At 59.2% G+C, this 20374-nt stretch carries 17 protein-coding genes and 3 pseudogenes; 9 read left to right on the plus strand and 11 right to left on the minus strand.

What is annotated here, in order from left to right:
• Positions 1–20 precede the first annotated feature (20 nt).
• Genes LU688_RS05375 through LU688_RS05385 form a run of 3 tightly spaced genes read right to left on the minus strand, consistent with a single transcriptional unit; the run spans position 21 to position 2716 of the window.
• On the minus strand, positions 21–1721 hold the full coding sequence (locus LU688_RS05375) for a SulP family inorganic anion transporter (protein ID WP_094010153.1): 1701 nt from the start codon (positions 1719–1721) through the stop codon (positions 21–23).
• 37 nt (positions 1722–1758) lie between these two features.
• Positions 1759–2031, minus strand: a complete 273-nt coding sequence (locus LU688_RS05380) for a hypothetical protein (protein WP_232888270.1) — start codon at positions 2029–2031, stop codon at positions 1759–1761.
• A gap of 43 nt (positions 2032–2074) precedes the next feature.
• A complete protein-coding gene (locus LU688_RS05385; RefSeq protein WP_003158902.1) occupies positions 2075–2716 on the minus strand; it encodes a substrate-binding domain-containing protein in 642 nt (213 codons plus the stop codon).
• 106 nt (positions 2717–2822) lie between these two features.
• Here LU688_RS05385 and LU688_RS05390 point away from each other — a divergent pair, with 106 nt between their 5' ends.
• A complete protein-coding gene (locus LU688_RS05390) occupies positions 2823–3143 on the plus strand; it encodes a helix-turn-helix domain-containing protein (RefSeq protein ID WP_023464294.1) in 321 nt (106 codons plus the stop codon).
• A gap of 98 nt (positions 3144–3241) precedes the next feature.
• On the opposite strand, the gene LU688_RS05395 is transcribed toward LU688_RS05390, so the two are convergent.
• From LU688_RS05395 to LU688_RS05410, 4 genes are all read right to left on the minus strand, one after another.
• Positions 3242–5752 (minus strand): S8 family peptidase, encoded by a 2511-nt coding sequence (locus tag LU688_RS05395; protein ID WP_003160813.1) that lies wholly within the window; start codon positions 5750–5752, stop codon positions 3242–3244.
• Complete coding sequence (locus LU688_RS05400; protein ID WP_003158906.1) at positions 5730–6761, minus strand: AAA family ATPase; 1032 nt, start codon at positions 6759–6761, stop codon at positions 5730–5732. The genes LU688_RS05395 and LU688_RS05400 overlap by 23 nt, the downstream gene beginning before the upstream one ends.
• Positions 6754–7071 carry a helix-turn-helix domain-containing protein gene (locus tag LU688_RS05405; RefSeq protein ID WP_023464296.1) on the minus strand — a complete coding sequence of 106 codons (318 nt, stop codon included), beginning with the start codon at positions 7069–7071 and terminating at the stop codon, positions 6754–6756. Before LU688_RS05405 ends, LU688_RS05400 begins: the two co-directional genes overlap by 8 nt.
• Positions 7072–7205: 134 nt before the next feature.
• A complete protein-coding gene (locus LU688_RS05410) occupies positions 7206–8096 on the minus strand; it encodes a LysR family transcriptional regulator (RefSeq protein WP_003158908.1) in 891 nt (296 codons plus the stop codon).
• Between the two features lie 279 nt (positions 8097–8375).
• Between LU688_RS05410 and LU688_RS05415 the strand changes: the two genes are divergently transcribed.
• Genes LU688_RS05415 through LU688_RS05430 form a run of 4 tightly spaced genes read left to right on the plus strand, consistent with a single transcriptional unit; the run spans position 8376 to position 14002 of the window.
• Positions 8376–9284, plus strand: a complete 909-nt coding sequence (locus LU688_RS05415; RefSeq protein ID WP_003158909.1) for a WYL domain-containing transcriptional regulator — start codon at positions 8376–8378, stop codon at positions 9282–9284.
• 12 nt (positions 9285–9296) lie between these two features.
• Positions 9297–12518 carry a helicase-related protein gene (locus LU688_RS05420; protein ID WP_003160812.1) on the plus strand — a complete coding sequence of 1074 codons (3222 nt, stop codon included), beginning with the start codon at positions 9297–9299 and terminating at the stop codon, positions 12516–12518.
• Positions 12515–13321, plus strand: a complete 807-nt coding sequence (locus tag LU688_RS05425; RefSeq protein WP_003158911.1) for a DUF4391 domain-containing protein — start codon at positions 12515–12517, stop codon at positions 13319–13321. The genes LU688_RS05420 and LU688_RS05425 overlap by 4 nt, the downstream gene beginning before the upstream one ends.
• Before the next feature lie 9 nt (positions 13322–13330).
• Positions 13331–14002, plus strand: a complete 672-nt coding sequence (locus LU688_RS05430) for a DUF262 domain-containing protein (protein WP_232888271.1) — start codon at positions 13331–13333, stop codon at positions 14000–14002.
• Positions 14003–14245: 243 nt separating this feature from the next.
• Here the strand turns inward: LU688_RS05430 and LU688_RS05435 are convergent, their stop codons facing one another.
• The 3 genes and pseudogenes from LU688_RS05435 to intI1 all read right to left on the minus strand — a co-directional run.
• Positions 14246–15778, minus strand: a complete 1533-nt coding sequence (locus tag LU688_RS05435; protein WP_001747814.1) for an IS91-like element ISCR3 family transposase — start codon at positions 15776–15778, stop codon at positions 14246–14248.
• A 226-nt stretch (positions 15779–16004) separates the two neighbouring features.
• Positions 16005–16358 (minus strand): annotated as a pseudogene (locus tag LU688_RS05440) (TCP-1/cpn60 chaperonin family protein); the annotation flags it as partial.
• Positions 16359–16658, minus strand: a pseudogene (gene intI1, locus LU688_RS05445) (class 1 integron integrase IntI1); the annotation flags it as partial.
• Between the two features lie 166 nt (positions 16659–16824).
• Here intI1 and LU688_RS05450 point away from each other — a divergent pair.
• From LU688_RS05450 to LU688_RS05455, 3 genes and pseudogenes are all read left to right on the plus strand, one after another.
• On the plus strand, positions 16825–17625 hold the full coding sequence (locus LU688_RS05450) for a subclass B1 metallo-beta-lactamase VIM-4 (protein ID WP_032492008.1): 801 nt from the start codon (positions 16825–16827) through the stop codon (positions 17623–17625).
• A 14-nt stretch (positions 17626–17639) separates the two neighbouring features.
• Positions 17640–17795: pseudogene (locus tag LU688_RS27890) on the plus strand (VIM family subclass B1 metallo-beta-lactamase); the annotation flags it as partial.
• Between the two features lie 96 nt (positions 17796–17891).
• Positions 17892–18272: a hypothetical protein gene (locus LU688_RS05455; protein ID WP_152993012.1), complete on the plus strand. Its 381-nt coding sequence runs from the start codon at positions 17892–17894 to the stop codon at positions 18270–18272.
• Here the strand turns inward: LU688_RS05455 and LU688_RS05460 are convergent.
• Positions 18238–19266 (minus strand): IS30-like element ISPa59 family transposase, encoded by a 1029-nt coding sequence (locus LU688_RS05460; protein WP_058159172.1) that lies wholly within the window; start codon positions 19264–19266, stop codon positions 18238–18240. The genes LU688_RS05455 and LU688_RS05460 overlap by 35 nt on opposite strands.
• Before the next feature lie 218 nt (positions 19267–19484).
• Here LU688_RS05460 and LU688_RS05465 point away from each other — a divergent pair, with 218 nt between their 5' ends.
• The gene (locus LU688_RS05465; protein ID WP_058199817.1) at positions 19485–20264 is read left to right on the plus strand and encodes an APH(3')-VI family aminoglycoside O-phosphotransferase; all 780 of its coding nucleotides are present in this window, start codon (positions 19485–19487) and stop codon (positions 20262–20264) included.
• Positions 20265–20374: the final 110 nt, after the last annotated feature.

Genomic DNA, 20374 nt, shown 5'->3' on the forward strand with positions numbered 1-20374 from the left:
TGCGTGGTAGTCCCCCTCCCTCAATCCGCAGCACCCTCCCGGCGAGCCCTGTTGCGCCATACCCGATACGCCCGAATCCCCGCCCGTACCGAGCCGAACAGCAGGTTTTCCTCCATCTCCCGCGCCATCCCGGAACGCACTAGCATGCGCAGGAAGGTGCCGCGGGCGCGGGCGATGGCGAAGTGGATGCCCTGGGCGGCGAGGGTGTCACGCACCTCGCGCAGGGCGGCGATGCCGCTGACGTCGATGCTGGTCACAGCTTCCGCATCGAACAGCACTACCTGGGTTTTGTCCACGTTCTGCACGGCTTCGAGCAGGCGCATCTTGAAGTAGTCGGCGTTGAAAAACAGGATCGCGTCGTCGAAGCGGTACACCAGCAGGCCTGGCACCGTGCGGGCATCCTTGTGCTGGCGCACGTCCACCTGGCCCTCGATGCCCGGCACCCAGCCCAGCACGGCGTCTGTGGGCTGGTAGATGCTGTAGAGCAGGCGCAGGATGGCCAGGGTCACGGCGAACACGATGCCCGGCAACACGCCCAGGCCGAGTACGCCGACCGTGGTCAGGAGGCACAGCCAGAATTCGAAGCGGCTGAGCTTGCGGATGGTCTTGAGCGACTTCACGTCGATCAAACCCCAGCCGGCCATGAGCAGCACCGCGCCCAGCGCAGCCTGGGGAATCCAGGCCATGGGCGCGGTGAAGAACAGCAGGATCAAGGCGATCACCAGTGCGGCGATAATGCCCACCAGCTGGCTCTTGCCGCCGACCATGTCGTTGACTGCGGTGCGCGAGTCGGCGCCGCTGATGGCGAAGCCCTGGGAAATGCCGGCGGCCAGGTTGCTCACGCCCAGCGCGAGGAACTCATGGTTGGCGTTGATCGCGTAGCCGTGGCGGGCGGCGAAGCTGCGGGCGGTGAGCATGGCGCTGCAGAAGCTGATGGTGGCGATACCCAGCGCATCGCGTAGCAGGCTCTTGGTTTCCGCCAGGGAGCTCTGTGGCCAGGCCAGCTCGGGAATGCCCGCCGGCACCGGGCCGAGGATCGCCACGCCGAAACGGTCCAGGCCGAACAGCCCGGCAAGGGCGGTGAATACCACCACGGTCACCAGCGCCGACGGCAGCCGCGGATAGCGCCGTGGCAGCCAGATCAGCAGGCCCAGGCCGGCCAGGCCAATGGCTAGCGTCAGCCAGTGGATCTCGCCCAGGCGCTGGAAGAAGTTGATCAGGCTGAGGACGAATCCGTCGCCTTCAATCTTGAATCCCACCACCTTCGACAACTGCCCGGCGAGCAGGCTCAGGCCGATGCCGTTGAGGTAGCCGATGAGGATCGGCCGCGAGAAGAAGCTGGCGATAAAGCCGGCCCGCGCCACCCCAGCGGCGATCAGCATCACGCCCACCAGCACGGTGACGATCACCGACAGCTCGGCGATGCGTTGCGGGTCGCCCATGGCCAGCGGTGCCACGGCGCCACCGATCATGGCGCAGGTGGCGGCGTCCGGGCCGACCATCAATTGCCGTGAGCTGCCGACCAGGGCATAGACCATCATCGGCAGCACGCAGGCATACAAGCCGTACTGTGGCGGCAGGCCGACGATCTGCGCATAGGCGATGGCGATGGGGATCTGGATCGCGGCCACCGACAGGCCGGCCTGGAGGTCAGCATGGAACCACTCGCGGCGGTAGTGCAGCAGGTTGGCCAGGCCCGGTAGCCAGCGGGAGAGAAACATGCGCAGTCCTTTGGAGATGTTTCAGAAAGCGTAGCGGTCAGGCGCCGCGAACGGCTGTGTATTCAAGCCAATTGGCGCGGCGGTGGCTATGGGCCAGATCAACAAAGGCACGTTGGAAACGAAAAAAGGAGCCGAGGCTCCTTTTGACAGCGACGACGTCAATGGAACGTCGTGCGGGGAATGCGAGATGGAGCGGGTGAAGGGAATCACCCAAGGCAGCCAACCCATTGATTAATAAAGATTTTTTCTGGTTATTAAAACCAGAAGTGGCCTCTGAATGTACCACATCACCCCTCTTGGCGAAAGGCATAAATCCACCGCCTTCTGCTGGCAGCTACCGACAGCCACTGCGATCAGGAAGGGAGCGCTTTTGCGATCTGCAGTGCCCTGCGCTCGAACCGTTCGGAAACAGGGTTCGCTTGCCCCTGGGGCCTATGCAGGTGCGCCACGATTTCGTAGGGGCCGTCGTCCAGTGGTCGCATGCTGACTCCCCATCCAGGGGCGTGCTTGATACGCGATTGTGCGGATACCCCGACACCGTAGCCGGCAGAAACCCATAGCGCCATCATCTCGAAGGAAGTCACGTACTGAAGGTTCTGCGGGTCAGCAGGCAGACGCGCGAGCAGCCGACGATCCAGCGAAGAACAGGTCTCAGCCTCCCAGCGAAAGATCGGATAGTTCTGGAGGTCGGCGATGGTGAGCGATGCCTGCTCAAGCAAGGGAAGCCTCAGCGGTATCGCAACGGCCATGTGCTCAATCCACAAGGGCTGGGTTTCCAGGGCCGGATCGCTCGCTCCTTGAAGCGACATTCCCACGTCGTAGCGGCCTTCACGAAGCCCATCAAGCAGCTCGTCACCTGCCACTTCAAAGAACGTGATGCTGACCTCGGGTTCTTCCGCTCGTTGCAGCGCGAGCAGCGCCGAGAGCTGAGATGACGATACGCCTGGCGCAATCGCAAGCCTGAGGTGGGCGGGTTGGCTGGTGATGTTGTCCACGGAGAACCTACAGAAGCGACGAAGCAGGTCAAGGGCAAACCAGCATCATAGTAAAGAGAGAAGTTTAACGTCTATATGTTTAACGTGGTTAATTTAAGAGGATTGTTTGACGCTTCTGTTGATGCAGAAGCTTACTATTCAGCCAGGTCGTCCACCTGGCACACCCACATATGAATCCGAACCAGCATTAGCTTTCGGGCGGGCCGTGCGTGCCGCTCGCGTCGCGCAGGGGGTCGCTCAAGACGATTTTGCGTATCAGGCGGGAATATCGCGTTCGCACATGGGCAAGATCGAACGCGGGGAGCATGTGCCGACGCTGCCTTTGATACTGAAAATCGCTGCCGCACTCGGGATAAGCGCCAGCGAATTGATGGCCGCGACTGAAAAGAACCTCAGCGCGGGCAGTGAGCCGCAAGATTCGGCATAGCGGTCGTAAGTGTCTTTTCGGATATTGGCAGCGCAAGCTGTCGCAGCCAACGGCGCCGGGCGGGTGCTTAGCCCGACAGCGGAACACTGGAATGCCTCTTACGTATCGACAACCACAACATTAGCCACAGGGATTTTCTGGGAAATAGCAGCGTAAAGATCAACGTCCGTCTGCTGGGTCTGAATGGATACCACCAAGCTATATCGCGCCGGCAGGCCATAACGTTCCAGCGCAGGCCGTGTCCGCCACCACCCAGCCGAAGGATACACAGCAATGAAGCCACGGCTGGCCAAGTCAGCCGCCGTACCTTTCCAGACATCCTGATGCAGCGAACCACGATGCCGCTGCCGTTCGCCCAACAGCCAATTGGGATCTGAGGGGTTCACAGGGTCACCCTCATCCTCGCGCTGCGCTGCCGCATTCACCCGTGCGACAAAATGCTCGGTGGATGCATCCAGCGGACGCTGCACATCGAATCGCAGGCGATGCGAAGGGTAGTGATACTTCGAGGCCACACCACGTGCCGAAGGATTGGGTTCGATGAAGTAGGAGAGCGTGACACGCATCTCGACGGGCGTGTCCTGCAATGCCTCCAACTCATCCTTCGGCCAAGGCAAGGAATGCAAATTCATGTCGCGCGTCACGACCTTGCCTGAAACCTTCGCGTAAGGCTGTACCACGTCCTCAACCAGCAAGGTCAGCGAGTCTCCCGCGCTCCATAGTGCCCGGTTCAAATCCGGGACTCCCCAGCCGCAATGGCGAATCAAGTGAACGTAATCGTCCTTGTTCGGCACCACGGGCAGGAACATCCCGCGCATGGCCTCGCTCCATTGCGCAGAATGCACCAGCAACGCACGCACGGTTTCCGGCCGGAGGTGCGGATAGGCCGCCATGATCTGAGCCACCATTCCCGCACACAATGCCGACGCGGCACTGGTGGCGTTGCTGGTGGTGAACAGGCGATCCAGCGGCTGGTTGTGGGTCGTCAGCAAGTTCAGGCTGGCCATACCGACCGCACCCAGTTCATCCTTGGCCGTATTGCCTCCTTCCAGCACAACCTCGGGCTTCAACGGCCATGCCCGATCCCACGTTCTGGTTGTCGTCGTGAAGGGGCTGAGGCCGCCGGCTTCGGCGACGGGGCTCAAGGAAGGATGACCTTCCGTGTCGATCTTGTCAGTACAAGCACCCACCGTGATTGCGTTCCATGCCTGGCCGGGGTCATGCACGAGATTGGTGGAAAGGCTATCGGGATATCCAGCCCACGCATTGGGGTCGCGCGTGTTGCCGGCGGACAGCACGAACAGGCGCGGACTTTCACCAGCCCCATCGGTATCCGCAGCAAGGCCATCGACAGCAGCAGACCACGAGGAAGGACGGCCACGGTCACGGTAGTCCGAAGCCGTCACCGCCGAAGCAAACACGCGCGACCGATTCGGCGCAGAGATTTCAGGCCGCGCGACGCCTTCCGTGAAAAGATAAGCGTGGTGGCGCGCATCACCTTCATTCGCACCTTCCGCCGGTATCAGCTTCACCGACTCCAGTCGATGAGGGACATTGATTGAATCAGCAGAGGCCAGAGCATCCGTGAGATCGCCATAGGCAGCCAAGCCCGCCAGGCCGGTGCCATGATCAGCCTCATCATCCACGCCCCAGGCCGGCTCCACGGTATGCAAATCGCTCGCATCCATCAAAGGCGCCAAGAGCGGATGCGCACGAGTCACTCCGGAATCCAACAGGCAGACGCGGGGAGCCGTATCGTCCGACGGCTGCAACCGGGCACGACGCAGCAAGTCGTCCGCCCACGCCTGCTGCTCGCGTACGCCCATGCCATCGAAGAACTCAGCAGTCTCCTTGGCATAGCGAAGTTCAGCCACACAGTTCAGCGTCATCACCGACCGCGAGAACTGCTGCTGCGATCCATACATCAACAGCACCGTGCGTTCGGGGAAATTGACCTGCTTGTCACTGACGACACATTCCGCCAATCGAGCAAGTTTCTTGAAGTCCTCTACAACGATTTGCCGCTGTCCCGCCCCTCGAACCGGAAGCCAGACCTCCCACCAGAAGGCGGTCGCGAGATCGTCAGGCAGCAATTCGGGGGCGTCAGTCCACAGAGCCCTGATTTCTGCTGCCCGGATGGATTCGATGGCATCGATCAGCTTGCGGTGATCTCGCGCCTTGCCGTTACGATCCTTTTTCTCTTCGAGGTAGTCGGAAATGTATTTCTCGAAATGCGCCAGCTTTCCATCAGGGACAAAGACATTGGCGAAGGTCCGGTTGCCCTCGTGACGAACACTGAGAAGCTCAATCCTCTTGCGAGCATCCGCCAAGCTCTCGAACGCCAGCTCAACATCCGGTTGACTGGAAAACTGGATTTGCAAGCCAAGGCCACTTTCCAGTTGCAGTTCCCCTTGAACTCGCACCGCCTCTGCCACAGCAGGCTTCAAGATCTCGATTTGTGCTCGGAGGGACGCACTCTGTTGCGGCCGAGGCAAGGCCGGTACGTTTTGCGTTGGGCCACCGCCCGGAGAATGTGCGGTAAACCCGACGGTCTTTGATGTATTTCGAAGAATGAAGTGTGGGCGTTTAGCTTGTGGCTGATCCGGCATGGTTCGGTACGGCCTTCTTGTGATTCATTCTGAAGCTTAATTTGCGGCGCTCATCGAGAGCGCGTGTCAGCATATCCACCTTCACACACGCCTCGTCGTGCATCACCGCTTCCTTGATGGACTCATCCACTGCACGTTTAATCTCTGCGTAGCTCAAACCCTCCGCTCTGCTTGTAAGCGCCTTGAGTGGAAAAGGTTTGGGCGCGAACTTCCCAAGCCGCGACTGGATCAGCCTGGCGGCTTGCGGCGCACCTGGAAACCGATACTCGATCACATCATCAAACCGGCGGAAAAGTGCGTAGTCAAGGATCTCCACATGGTTCGTCGCTGCGACGATCAGGCTATGGGATTGATCGCTTTCAATCATTTGCAGAAAGCTGTTCAGTACCCGCCGAATCTCACCCACGTCATTGGCCAGCCCTCTTTGCGAGCCGATGGCATCGAACTCATCAAAGAAGTAAACACCCCGCACATCATTGATGGCATCGAATATTTGACGCAGCTTGGCGGCGGTCTCTCCCATGAACTTGGTAATCAGGGCATCCAGCCGAACAGAAAACAGCGGGATACCCAGTTCACCGGCCAGCACAGAGGCCGTCATCGTTTTGCCGGTGCCAGGCGGGCCGACCAGCAACAATTTACGTCTCGGCGACAGGCCATGCTCGCGGATACGCGAATGGTGCTTCTGTTCCTTCATGATGCGGCCAAGCTGTTCGGCCATCTCCGCATCGAGCACCATGTCCGACAGTCGATTCTTTGGGTAGGACACCGTCAGCAAGTTCGCCAGTTCACCGCGTGGACGGGCCAATGGCACCAGTTTGCCCTCGGTGCCATGCGATGAGACACGGGCTTTCGCCGCGTCGATCATGTCGCGCAGTTCTTCGGCAAGCTTGCCATGCCCCACCTTGGCTTCACGAGCCGCGACCTGCATGGCGACGGAATAGAAGTGCTGGTCATCCCGCTCGATATGGGATTTCACCAACGCCTTGAGTTGTTCGGCATTAGCCATAGTGGCCTCCCACCTGCGCTGTCATGTTGGCCGATGCTCCCAGTGATGCCAGCGCAGACTGCATTAACTGATCGGCGACGTGCTCGTCTATCGCACCCAGTTCGCTTTGGTCGGCAGCCAGAACGAACAGCAGGCCGACAGGCACATGCAATGCCTCGGCAATTCTTGTAACCGTCGAAAGTGTCGGGTCGCGCTTATTGTTCTCAAGCATCGACAAGTACGACACGGAGCAATTGGCTCGGTTCGCAATGGTGCTTTGAGAGACGCCCCGTTGCGTTCGGCACAGTCGAATGGCTTGTCCAACATTCATGGCGCTTGCTTTCTCACGGGTTGCGACGAGCGTAAGTACCCTGGAATTTTACCACCAGTGAACATTATTGACGAGACTTCTCCTCCGGATACCGCACTGGCAGGCTTCAGGCAGCCAGTCCTGGCCGCTGCGGATCAATCGTCCGAGTGCGCGCGCAGGCGCGCGATGAATCGTTCCACCGACACCGGCGAGTCCTCGCCGGCGGGCCGTAGCAAGTAGGTCGTGATGACTGCGGAATCCATGGCCAGAGGGCGGATCACCACGTCGGGGCGCAGGCTCGCCGCGATCCTGGTTTCGGTGATGAAGCCTACCCCGTAGCCGGCACCGACCAGGGTGAGCATCATGTCCAATGACGACACGTGCTCGGCGACGTCGGGTGGACGCTCCAAAGGCCGCAGCAGCCGCGCCAGTTCACGATGGTAGCCTTCGCATGCCTGCGGGTCACATAAGACCAGTGGGTAGATCGCAAGCTGATGCAGCGGAACAGCCTTGTGTGAAAGTAAAGGATGCCGGGCGGGCACGGCTACCACCAGCGGATCGTGCCAGAGTGGCTCGGTAACGATGTCGTCGCCGACTTCCGCCGTGTGCGCAAACCCGATCGAGAAGTCACCTGAGCGCAAACCACGCAACTGATCGGCCAACGGCACTTCGGACAGGCGAATCTCGATCTCCGGCTCTTCCTCGCGGCAGCGGGCCAGGAGGGCCGACAGCCTGGGATCGATTGCACCGTCGGATACGGCAATGCGAAGGCTTCCGCTCAGGCCCGCAGCGACCGCCTGTACGTTCTCCTGAGCCTGTTTGAGGACGGCGAACACTCTGCGCACATCTTGCAGGAACGTTGCTCCCGCCTCGGTCAGTACCGTGCCTCGGCGGTTGCGCTCGAAGAGCACCACACCCAGATCATCCTCAAGCTCTTTGATGGCGCGGGACAAGGGTGGCTGTTCGATATGCAGGCGCTCTGCGGCCCGTGTGAAGTGCAGCTCTTCTGCGAGAGCCACAAAGCAGCGAAGGTGTCGCAGTTCCATGGGTCGTGCTCCTGTTCCGTATCAGCGATCTATTCGCACCAGCTCTCGTCCGCAGTGACCTGCTGGATGCACGTCCAGTCCACGTCACTCCTGGCGCGCTGCGCTGGACTGAAGCGCCTGCCAGTCCACGCCGGATCACTCATTTGCGCCTCAAAAATGGTTATCATAATACAGCTAACTAGTGAATCAACTTAGATTTATAGACGTCTTTCCACACAGACCATATACTTTCTGCAGAAATTTACACGAGCATTCGCTAACCCGAACGAGCCAGTCAGGATGCCCCACCAACAGCTTGCCGATCTCACCCAGCCACAGCGTGACCGCCTCGCGTTCGTGGAATTGCGTCTGCGCTTCATTGGGGAGATGCGCCGCCAGGACTTGGTCGCGCGTTTTGGTATCCAGTCCGCTGCCGCGTCCAGGGATCTGGCGCTGTACAAGGACTTGGCTCCGGGCAATATCGACTACGACGGCAAAGGCAAGTTCTACGTCCTGGGTTCGAGCTTCCAGCCGATCTTCGATTTCCCACCCGAGCGGGTGTTGTCGTGGCTGACCCAGGGGTTTGGCGACGGTGAACCGATGCACATCAAGGCGTGGGTGGCCAGCGAGAGCCCGTCCCGGCTCACTCACCCTGACCTGGCAATCTTGGCGAGCGTCACTCGGGCCATTCATTACGAGTGCCCGCTCGGCATCGAGTACCACTCCATCTCAAGCGGTCGCACGGAGCGCGAGATCGTTCCGTTTGCGCTGATCGACAACGGTCTGCGCTGGCACGTTCGCGCGTTCGACCGCAAATCCCAGGATTTCCGGGATTTCGTCATCACCCGGATCAGACGCCCTGTCGTGCTCAAGGGCCAGCCAGTGGCGGCTCACGAGATGAGCGATCAGGACATTCAGTGGACACGGATCGTCGAGCTGGAACTGGTTCCCCATCCGGACCAGCCCCGGCCAGAGATCACCGAAATGGACTACGGCATGCAGGGCGGCGTGCTGCGGATGAAGCTGCGTGCAGCCACGGCCGGGTACATCCTGCGCAAATGGAGTGTCGATTGTTCCCCCGACCATAGCCTGCGCGGCCCCGAGTACCGGCTTTGGTTGAAAGACCACCTTGCCATCTACGGTGTGCGCAATGCTGTGCTGGCGCCGGGATATGCATCGCCAAGTACAGAGGCGTCGATAGACGACTGAACGGGAACGACCATGAAGCTGATCCACAACACCGGTTCGCAGCGCGTCATCGATTTGATCCGCCCTCATCTCAAGCGTGGCAATCAGCTCGGTTGCGTGACGCCTTCGTTCTCTCTTTACGCCTTCGCTGAAGTCCGAGAGGCTCTGTCCACCCTGGAACGGGTCCAATTGATTGTGCCTCCCGACGATGCGGTGCTTGAACTCCTTGGTTCGGAAGGTGACCGTGCCGCGCGCAATCGTCTGCAGGCACGCTGGTTGGCCAATCAGTGCGCGAAGTGGATCAGTGAGAAGGTTGATCTGCGGCGGGCATCAAGATCAGTGCCTCAAGGTGCAGCAGTCATGCGCAGGCTCGATGGAACGCCTGAACAAGTGGTGCTGGGGTCGTTCGCCTTCAGCACATCAGGCCTTGGCCTGACGCCAGGCAACCCATTGAGCTTGATTCAGGCATCGGAATCTGCTGACGAGGCCGCGCAGCTTGCCCAATGGTTCGATCACCAGTGGGCAAATCTGCAAAGCGTTTCTGCCACCGATTCGGAGGACAAGAGCAAAGGGCGTGATGCCGTTCTCGAAGCGCTGCGAGCCCTTGGTGAGCACCGCGACCCGTTCACCATCTACACATTGATGTTGCATCACCTGTTTCGTGACAGTGGCGACGAGATGGATGAAGAGCGCATCGTCAAGTCCGCCACCGGCATTCGCAATACCGTGGTGTGGAAGAAGCTCTTCAAGTTCCAGCGCGACGGCGTGGTGGGCGCGATCGACAAACTCAACCGCTTTGGCGGCTGCATCATTGCCGACAGTGTCGGCTTAGGCAAAACCTTCGAAGCCCTGGCCATCATCAAGTACCACGAACTGCGCAACGACCGCGTGCTGGTGCTGGCGCCCAAGCGCCTGCGCGATAACTGGACGCTTTACAAGGCCAACGACAAGCGCAACGTCCTTGCAGGCGACCGTTTCAACTACGACGTCCTCAACCACACCGACCTGTCACGCGATGGCGGCACATCCGGCGATATCGATCTGTCGCATGTGAATTGGGGCAACTACGACCTGGTGGTGATCGACGAATCGCACAACTTCCGCAACAAGGCCACCCACAAAGGCAAGGAGTCGCGCTACGACCGCCTGATGCGGCGGATCATCCGCGAAGGCGTCAAGACCCGCGTGCTGATGCTCTCGGCCACACCGGTCAACAACCGCCTGGCCGACCTGCGCAACCAGATTGCCTTTGCCACCGAAGGCGATGACACCGCCCTGATGGAGCACGGCATCGCCAGCATCGAGGCCACGACCCGCAAGGCGCAGGCGCAGTTCAACCGCTGGCTGGCGCTGGACGAAGCTGAAAAAACACCGACCCGGCTGGTGGAGATGCTGGGTTTCGACTACTTCACCTTGCTGGACCATCTCACCATCGCCCGCTCTCGGCGGCACGTGGAGAAATACTACGGCACCAGCGAGACAGGCCGCTTCCCGGATCGCCTGCCACCGATCAACATCAAGGCCGACGTTGACCTTGCGGGCGAGTTCCGCGCCATCCGCGACATCAATCAGGAAATCCGCCGACTCACCTTGGCCAGTTATGCGCCGCTGCGCTATGTCCTGCCCCACAAACAGGAAGCCTACGACGCCAAGTACAGCACGCAGATTCGCGGCGGAGAAAGCTTCTTCCGCCAAGCGGACCGCGAAGAAAGCCTGATTCATCTCCTGCGTGTGAACGTGCTCAAACGCATGGAAAGCGCCGTTTCTTCCTTCACCCTGACACTGCAAAGGCAGCTCAAGGACGTGGAGGCCACGCTGGGCCGCATTGAGTCGCATGCCGATGCACTGGAGGAAATCGACATTGCCGACGTCGATATCGACGACCCCGCGTTCGAGTCCTTGTTGGTCGGGCGCAAAGTCAAGGTGCTGCTGGATGACGTGGATCTGATCCGCTGGAAGCAGGATCTGCTGGAAGACCGCAACCGCCTGGCAACCCTGCTGGCGGCTGCCAAACAAATCGATGCCGCCCGCGACGCCAAGCTGACCGCACTGCGCGACTTGATCCAACGCAAGTGCCACGATCCGATCAACCCCGGCAACCGCAAGATCATCGTGTTCACTGCTTTTTCCGATACGGCGCACTATCTCTATGCGCAGCTCGCTCCCTGGGCCAAAAGCACGTTGGGTGTCGATGCTGCGCTGGTCACCGGGAGCGCCGGCATACAGACCACCTTGCCCGGTCTGCGCAAAGGCATGAGCGATGTGCTGTCGGCATTTGCGCCGCGCGCCAAGGAGCGCCCGGCCGAACTGGCCGCTGAAGGCGAGATTGACTTGTTGATCGCCACCGACTGCATTTCCGAAGGGCAGAACCTGCAAGACTGCGACTGGCTGATCAACTACGACATCCACTGGAACCCGGTGCGCATCATCCAGCGCTTCGGACGCATCGACCGCATCGGCTCGCCCAACCAGCGCATCCAGCTCGTGAACTTCTGGCCCAACATGGAGTTGGAGGAATACATCAACCTGGAACAGCGCGTCAGCGGTCGCATGGTGCTGCTCGATGTCTCGGCCACAGGGGAAGAAAACCTGATCGAGCAACAATCCGGCAACGCCATGAACGATCTGGAATACCGGCGCAAGCAGTTGCTCAAATTGCAGGACACCGTCATCGACATGGAAGACCTGTCCACCGGCGTGTCGATCACCGACCTCACCCTGACCGACTTCCGCATCGATCTGGCGCAATATCTGAAGGCGCACCCCGGCAAGCTCGACACCCAGCCCCTTGGAGCCTATGCGGTGACCACGACACTGGATGCCGATATTCCCCCCGGCGTGATCTTCTGCTTGCAAGCCTGCGGCCCGGCAGCAAAGCCCGCCGCATCGTCCGACTACCCGCTCGCGCCGCACTACCTGGTGCATGTCGGCGATGACGGAACCGTATTGCTGCCTTACCCCCAGGCCAAACGCATCCTGGACCGCCTCAAGCGCCTTTCGCTGGGGCGCGAACGACCTGATGAAAGTGCCTGCGCGCGGTTCGACAAGGCCACCAAAGGGGGCGAAGACATGCGCCATGCCCAGAAGCTGCTCGCGGCGGCAGTGGCATCCGTCGCCGGCAAGCACGAGGAACGGGCCGTGGCCAGTCTATTCACGCCCGGCGGCACGCACGCCATGAAAGGCGAATTCGCCGGCAGCGGTGATTTTGAGGTGGTGGCATTCCTGGTGGTGCTGCCGGAAAGGGAGGCAGCATGACGGTCATCGACGCGCACGCCGTTATCCAGGCATTGGGCCTGCCCGACAGTTGCCGGGTAGAGCAGCGCGTCCCCAAGAAACTGCTGTTGGAGAATGGTGTGCCTACGGCGTCCGACAAACGCTTGATCACCGATGCCATTGAAGAAATCCAGTGGTTCGCCGCGCTCAAGCCCAACACCATCGGCGTGCCTGACTACCGGGACGCGCAGCGCGAGTACCTTGAGATCGCAGTGCTGGTTGTGACCTTGCGGGGTACCGTCAAACCCGCCAGTTGCTCGCGGCTGGCTGAACTGGTGCACCGTGCGGTGCCTTATCCGGTGCTGTTGCTGTTGGTTGAAGGACAAACGGTGGCCTTGTCCCTGGCCCACAAGCGCTGGGCGCAGAACGAGGCCAGCAAAGTGGTGCTCGACGGCAGCCTTACGTTGGCCTTGCTATCCCACGCAACCGCCAATGCCACGGCGACCGATGCCGCAGCACGCTCCGAAGCCGAGCATGCCTTCGTGCAATCCCTGTCGATTGCACACCAGCCCCAGACCTCGTTGCACGCCCTCTATCAAGGCTGGATGGATTGCGTGCAGGCCCTGCAGGCTGCGCGGCGGACAGGAAACTACCGAACCACGGCAACGCCGGAGCAGGCGGCGGCGCGTCGGCAGGCGCTGGCCGATTGCGAGCGGCTTGAAGGCGAGATCAGCCGCCTGCGGGCACAAGGCGCGAAGGAAAAGCAGATGGCACGCCAAGTCGAAATCAATCTCCAATTAAAAGCACTGTTGGCCGAGCGTCAGCAGATCGCTCAATATCTCTGAGGAATAGAAGTGAAGGCCACAGAAACCAACCTGCTCAAGTTCTTGAAGAAATCTCCGCAGTTCGTCATTCCCATCTATCAGCGCAATTACTCCTGGACGGAAGCCCAGTGCCAACAGCTGTGGTCAGATTTGCTGAGGTCGGGTCGTGACGAGCAGATTAATGGCCATTTCATCGGTTCCATCGTTTATGTGGAGCGTGGTCTGTCCACCGTCACCACCCAGGAAGCACTGCTGGTCATCGACGGACAACAACGTCTTACCACGTGCACCTTGTTGATTGCAGCACTGGCCAAGCACTTTGAAGCCAATCAGCTGCCTGAATTGCTGGACAGTTTCTCCGCGCGAAAGCTGCACAATTACTACCTGCTCAATCCTGAAGAGGACGGCGAGCGCCACTACAAACTCATTCTGTCGGAAACTGATAAGAAGACGTTGTTGGCCATCATCAAATCCGCACCGATGCCTGCGGAGATCAGTACCCGCATAGAGCAGAACTACACGCTCTTTCAGGCGCTGATAAACAAGCATCAGGACGAGCTCAAAGCCATCTGCCAAGGGTTGGCCAAATTGCTCATCGTCGAGGTGTCGCTCGATCGCACTCAGGACAATCCTCAGCTCATCTTCGAGAGCATGAATTCCACCGGCCTTGAGCTCAGCCAGGCCGATCTGATTCGCAACTAGCGTATAGGAAGTTCAAACGCCCTTTTCGGGCAGTCTGCTGGGTAGGCGGCGGTCGCGCAAGCCCCGTTTTGGGCACGGATCGGACGTCTGTGAGTGGGATTTCGGCATCGCGGGGCCACGCAGCGGCGTTGTCAGCAGCCATGCTTCGCTGATTCCCGACAGCGGGCCGAGCGCCGCCCTGCGGATCGTGGCCGCATCGGCTCGGATTCCGGTTTCGCCGTCGGCTGTGCAGCCGGCAGATCGTCACGCGGCTTGCACTGGCGGCGCGCGCGCTGCGGGCCTGTAGTGCGCTTCTTCCCGCGCGCCGTGCTTCTCGAAGTGGGCGAGGATGGCGCGGATGGCGGTGGGTTCCTCGATGCTGGCGACGATCCGCACGGTGCCACCGCAGTGGACGCAGGCGGTGACGTCGATGGAAAAGACCCGCTTGAGCCGTTGCGCCCAGCTCATCGCACGGCGCTTCTCCTCGGGGCTGCGCGGCGCGTCGTGGGCGCTGACGTCCACTGGCGCCGCATCGCCCGCAGGCCGCTTGCCGCGCCCCGAGGGCGTCAGCTGCGCACGCAGGTTTGCATTCGGGGCGAATACGCCGTGGAAGCGGGTGAGATGCGCGCGAGGTGGCGGGACCAGCGCCGCCAGCTTGGCGATGAAATCCACCGGATCCCATTCCACATGCGTGGTGCCATTGCGCCACGGGGTCTTGAGCTGGTAACGCACCCTGCCCTGGAGCGCTATCGACAGCCGCTTCTCGCTGATCGCCGGGCGCGTGATGTAGCGGCACAGCTTTTCCAGCTTGTGGCTTTCGTGTGCTTCGGCCGCCACGCCGGCATGCAGTGAGAAGCCGCCGACCTTGCCGGCTTCGCCCTCCAGCGAACCGGCGTCACCGGGCAGCGTTTGCAGCGTGACGACCTTGCAGCCAGCGTCGCGGCCGGTGGCGATGCGGTAGGTGATCGAACTCATCCGCAGCCCATCCATGCTGTCGTCGCCTGCAGCGCTGTCTGCCAGGAAGGCCGATTCGCCCTCCCCTTCGAGCCAGCCTTTGCGCGTCAGGTGCCGACACACCCGGTGCGCGATGGTAGCTGCCAGCTGGGTCAACTGCGCGGTGGTGGGCGCACGGGCGCGGTGCAGGCGCAGTTCGCGCCGCGGCAGCTCGGTGGCTTCCACGTACACGCCGTCGAGCCACAGCATGTGGAAGTGGATGTTCAGGTTCAGCGCGCTGCCGAAACGCTGGATCAGCGTCACCGCGCCGCACTGGGCGCTGGCGCGGTCGATGCCGGCTTGATCGGCCAACCAGCCGGCGATCACGCGCTGCACGATGCCCAGCACCGGGCCAATGGCTTCTGGCTTGCTGGCGAACAGGAAACGCAAGGGGTACGGAAAGCTCAGCACCCATTGCCGCACAGGCCGCGGGCCGAACACCTCCTCGACCAGGTGCCGCGCACTCTCGGCCATGCGTCGCGCGCCGCAACTCGGGCAGAACCCGCGCTTCTTGCAGGAGAAGGCCACCAGCCTCTCTGCACGGCAGTGCTCGCACACCACCCGCAGGAAGCCGTGCTCGAGTACGCCGCAACGCAGGTAGGCATCGAACGCCTCGCGGACATACCCGGGCAGCGAGCGGCCCTCCGCTTCGATCCGTGCAATGAAGTCCGGGTAGTGCGCCTCTACCAACGCGTACAGCAGCGTGCGCTCGGGCGCGTGGCGCGCGTACCGCGAACCGGTGTGGGCGGACGGCAGTGGCGCGCATCCCGCGGCTTGCCGCCGGGATGTGGCGAGGCGCGGCACGCAGCGCTCCGGTGCGGGGACGGCTGCTCAGTGTTGCGCCTGTGTTCGCACGTTCGTATCGGTGCGTTCTGATCTTCGCGTCAGACATTGCCGCGGCGCGGGCACAACAAAAAGCCCGGCATCGCTGCCGGGCTCCGGCCCCGTCCTTGGGGCCTTGATGTCGGGTCGTTGCCGGGATCGGACCGCGCTGGCGCGGTCCGGTTCCCTGACGACCGGGCCAACCGGATCAGAAATCCATGCCGCCCATGCCGCCCATACCGCCAGCACCCGGCATGGCCGGCTCTTCCTTCTTCGGCACTTCGGCCACGACCACTTCGGTCGTGATCGCAAGGCCGGCGACGGAAGCGGCGTGCTGCAGGGCCGAGCGGGTCACCTTGGTCGGGTCCAGGATGCCCATGGCGATCATGTCGCCGAACTCGCCGGTGGCGGCGTTGTAGCCGTAGCTGCCTTCGCCGGCCTTGACGTTGGCCACGATCACGCTCGGTTCTTCACCGGCGTTGGCCACGATGGCGCGCAGCGGGGCTTCCAGCGCACGGCGGGTGATGGCGATGCCCAGGTTCTGGTCTTCGTTGATGCCCTGCCAGGGCAGATCCGTGCACAGCACCTTGCCGTAGAAGAACAGCAAGGCCGCCAATGCCTGACGATGCGTGGAGACCGAAACCTTGCGCTCGTTCGCCAGCCAGGACAGAAATGCCTCGACTTCGCTGCTGCCCAAGGTTGCCGGGTGACGCACACCGTGGAAACGGATGAAGGCACGAACCCAGTGGACATAAGCCTGTTCGGTTCGTAAACTGTAATGCAAGTAGCGTATGCGCTCACGCAACTGGTCCAGAACCTTGACCGAACGCAGCGGTGGTAACGGCGCAGTGGCGGTTTTCATGGCTTGTTATGACTGTTTTTTTGTACAGTCTATGCCTCGGGCATCCAAGCAGCAAGCGCGTTACGCCGTGGGTCGATGTTTGATGTTATGGAGCAGCAACGATGTTACGCAGCAGGGCAGTCGCCCTAAAACAAAGTTATGCCGCACCCACCCCTATGGAGTCTTGATGTTAAAAGTTATTAGTAGTTTATTGGTCTACATGACCGCGTCTGTCATGGCTGTCGCAAGTCCGTTAGCCCATTCCGGGGAGCCGAGTGGTGAGTATCCGACAGTCAACGAAATTCCGGTCGGAGAGGTCCGACTTTACCAGATTGCCGATGGTGTTTGGTCGCATATCGCAACGCAGTCGTTTGATGGCGCGGTCTACCCGTCCAATGGTCTCATTGTCCGTGATGGTGATGAGTTGCTTTTGATTGATACAGCGTGGGGTGCGAAAAACACAGCGGCACTTCTCGCGGAGATTGAAAAGCAAATTGGACTTCCCGTAACGCGTGCAGTCTCCACGCACTTTCATGACGACCGCGTCGGCGGCGTTGATGTCCTTCGGGCGGCTGGGGTGGCAACGTACGCATCACCGTCGACACGCCGGCTAGCCGAGGCAGAGGGGAACGAGATTCCCACGCATTCTCTAGAAGGACTCTCATCGAGCGGGGACGCAGTGCGCTTCGGTCCAGTAGAGCTCTTCTATCCTGGTGCTGCGCATTCGACCGACAATCTGGTTGTATACGTCCCGTCAGCGAACGTGCTATACGGTGGTTGTGCCGTTCATGAGTTGTCACGCACGTCTGCGGGGAACGTGGCCGATGCCGATCTGGCTGAATGGCCCACCTCCGTTGAGCGGATTCAAAAACACTACCCGGAAGCAGAGGTCGTCATTCCCGGGCACGGTCTACCGGGCGGTCTAGACTTGCTCCAGCACACAGCGAACGTTGTCAAAGCACACAAAAATCGCTCAGTCGCCGAGTAGCAGATGCGGCATAACTGGCTGAATGGCCCACCTCCGTTGAGCGGATTCAAAAACACTACCCGGAAGCAGAGGTCGTCATTCCCGGGCACGGTCTACCGGGCGGTCTAGACTTGCTCCAGCACACAGCGAACGTTGTCAAAGCACACAAAAATCGCTCAGTCGCCGAGTAGCAGATGCGGCATAACAAATCGTTGGAGCGGGACTTTTGCTACGCAGGCTGCGCCTACTCCGCAAAAGCCCCTCAACTCAGGCGTTAGACCTAGCCCATGAAAACATCGACCCTGTGTAAAGCTCTCTTAAAAGACGCATGTGACGAAACGCTGTCGTTTTACAGAAGCATGCTCACTACACAAGATTTGGCCTCCGTAAAAGACGAAGAGTGGCGGGCAATTATTGGTCTGGCCCGCGAGCTAAAGCCGCATCAGCAGGAAATACTCTTATCTTTTGCACGCCTAGCATCAATTGATGCCATTTCAACCTTTTGTGGAGCAATTGATGGCACAACACAGGTTGGGGGGCAGTTTGTTGCATTCTCGCTCACTGATGAGTCAGGCACAGAACATGCTGGTTCAATGCAAGATAGGGCGGTTGCAGGAGCTGAGTGCAACACGGTCATTGAATTGAAGCTGGAGCATCATGCCGCATAGTCATGGCCTTCTGCATCACCTCACCCATAACTTCGATGGGGCACTTGAAGTCGAAGCGCTTACGCGGTCGCATGTTCAGTTGCAGTGCAATAGCGTCGAGTTCTTCTTGGCTGTGTACCGACAAGTCCGTGCCCTTGGGCAGATACTGGCGGATCAGGCCATTTATGTTTTCGTTGCTGCCGCGTTGCCAAGGGCTATGCGGGTCGCAGAAGTAAATTGCCACCCCGGTCTGCTGGGTGATTTCAGCATGCCGCGCCATTTCTCGGCCCTGGTCGTAGGTCATGCTCTTGCGCATCGCCAGCGGCATGCCATTGAGCGCTGCACTGAAGCCTTCCATCGCCGAGGTCGCCGTCGCGTCGTTCATCTTTACCAGCATCAGGTAGCCACTGGTACGTTCCACCAGCGTGCCTACAGACGAGGCGTTGGCCTTGCCCTTGATCAGATCGCCTTCCCAATGCCCTGGCATCAGCCGGTCTTCGATCTCCGGTGGGCGCACATGGATGCTGACCATCTCGGGGATCTGGCCGCGTCGATCCACGCCGCCAGAGCGCGGCCGTCGCGTCGTCTTACTTTGGCGCAGGCAGATGATCAGCTCTTTACGCAGCTCGCCGACCGGCAAGGCGTAGATGGCGTTATAGATCGTCTCGCGACAGACGTAGGCTTCTCTGAGGCTGGGAATGTTCATGCTGCGCAGCTTGCCGGCAATCTGCTCGGGAGACAAACGCTCGCGCAGCATATGGGCCACCAACTGGAAGCGCTCACTACTCGGCAAGAGCTTTCGTTTCGGTCGACAGCGTTGGCGGCGGGCCTGCATCTGCTGCTGGGCCATGCGGGCCGAGTAGCCGCCACAGACATCTCGATTGCGGCGCAGCTCCCGGCTGATGGTCGAAGGGGATCGGGTGATCAAGCAAGCAATCTTGCGCAGGCTGAACCCTTGGGCACGGCCGATTTGAATGGTGGCGCGTTCTTCAACGCTGAGTTCGGAATAAGACATAGGGGCAGCACCGTACCGGAAAGGTCAGGTGTTGCACTCAGTTTTTGCCGCCGCCCTCTTTTTTAAGAGGAGCTACAGCTGTGTCGGCTGGGACAATAATTTTGCAAGTTCTTCTAGGGAATAAGCCATATTTTTGCTACAGTGAACCAAATTAAGATCATCTATTTACTAGGCCTCGCATTTGCGGGGTTTTTAATACTGAATAAAAGGAAAGCTTGATGGAATTGCCCAATATTATTCAACAATTTATTGGAAACAGCGTTTTAGAGCCAAATAAAATTGGTCAGTCGCCATCGGATGTTTATTCTTTTAATCGAAATAATGAAACTTTTTTTCTTAAGCGATCTAGCACTTTATATACAGCGACCACATACAGTGTTTCTCGTGAAGCGAAAATGTTGAGTTGGCTCTCTGAGAAGTTAAAGGTGCCTGAACTCATCATGACTTTTCAGGATGAGCAGTTTGAATTCATGATCACTAAAGCGATCAATGCAAAACCAATTTCAGCGCTTTTTTTAACAGACCAAGAATTGCTTGCTATCTATAAGGAGGTACTCAATCTGTTAAATTCAATTGCTATTATTGATTGTCCATTTATTTCAAACATTGATCATCGGTTAAAAGAGTCAAAATTTTTTATTGATAACCAACTCCTTGATGATATAGATCAAGATGATTTTGACGCTGAATTATGGGGAGACCATAAAACTTACCTAAGTCTATGGAATGAGTTAAATGAGACTCGTGTTGAAGAAAGATTGGTTTTTTCTCATGGCGATATCACGGATAGTAATATTTTTATAGATAAATTCAATGAAATTTATTTTTTAGATCTTGGCCGTGCTGGGTTAGCAGATGAGTTTGTAGATATATCCTTTGTTGAACGTTGCCTAAGAGAGGATGCATCGGAGGAAACTGCTAAAATATTTTTAAAGCATTTAAAAAATGATAGACCTGACAAAAGGAATTATTTTTTAAAACTTGATGAATTGAATTGATTCCAAGCATTTTCTAAAAATACTTAATTGTCATTTTACGTCGATTCTTTGGACCGTAGATGCAGAACAAGATCGTGAAAGAATTTATGATTATCTTGATGAAAGAAATC

Origin of the sequence: Pseudomonas soli (genome assembly GCF_021283165.2) — a bacterium.
GTDB lineage: Bacteria > Pseudomonadota > Gammaproteobacteria > Pseudomonadales > Pseudomonadaceae > Aquipseudomonas > Aquipseudomonas soli.

What these genes read in the sequence shown, in the direction of transcription:
- LU688_RS05375 (WP_094010153.1), bottom strand. Translation starts at nt 1,721, where the DNA reads ATGTTTCTCTCCCGCTGGCTACCGGGCCTGGCCAACCTGCTGCACTAC.
- LU688_RS05380 (WP_232888270.1), bottom strand. Translation starts at nt 2,031, where the DNA reads ATGCCTTTCGCCAAGAGGGGTGATGTGGTACATTCAGAGGCCACTTCT.
- LU688_RS05395 (WP_003160813.1), bottom strand. Translation starts at nt 5,752, where the DNA reads ATGCCGGATCAGCCACAAGCTAAACGCCCACACTTCATTCTTCGAAAT.
- LU688_RS05400 (WP_003158906.1), bottom strand. Translation starts at nt 6,761, where the DNA reads ATGGCTAATGCCGAACAACTCAAGGCGTTGGTGAAATCCCATATCGAG.
- LU688_RS05405 (WP_023464296.1), bottom strand. Translation starts at nt 7,071, where the DNA reads ATGAATGTTGGACAAGCCATTCGACTGTGCCGAACGCAACGGGGCGTC.
- LU688_RS05410 (WP_003158908.1), bottom strand. Translation starts at nt 8,096, where the DNA reads ATGGAACTGCGACACCTTCGCTGCTTTGTGGCTCTCGCAGAAGAGCTG.
- LU688_RS05415 (WP_003158909.1), top strand. Translation starts at nt 8,376, where the DNA reads ATGCCCCACCAACAGCTTGCCGATCTCACCCAGCCACAGCGTGACCGC.
- LU688_RS05420 (WP_003160812.1), top strand. Translation starts at nt 9,297, where the DNA reads ATGAAGCTGATCCACAACACCGGTTCGCAGCGCGTCATCGATTTGATC.
- LU688_RS05425 (WP_003158911.1), top strand. Translation starts at nt 12,515, where the DNA reads ATGACGGTCATCGACGCGCACGCCGTTATCCAGGCATTGGGCCTGCCC.
- LU688_RS05450 (WP_032492008.1), top strand. Translation starts at nt 16,825, where the DNA reads ATGTTAAAAGTTATTAGTAGTTTATTGGTCTACATGACCGCGTCTGTC.
- LU688_RS05455 (WP_152993012.1), top strand. Translation starts at nt 17,892, where the DNA reads ATGAAAACATCGACCCTGTGTAAAGCTCTCTTAAAAGACGCATGTGAC.
- LU688_RS05460 (WP_058159172.1), bottom strand. Translation starts at nt 19,266, where the DNA reads ATGTCTTATTCCGAACTCAGCGTTGAAGAACGCGCCACCATTCAAATC.
- LU688_RS05465 (WP_058199817.1), top strand. Translation starts at nt 19,485, where the DNA reads ATGGAATTGCCCAATATTATTCAACAATTTATTGGAAACAGCGTTTTA.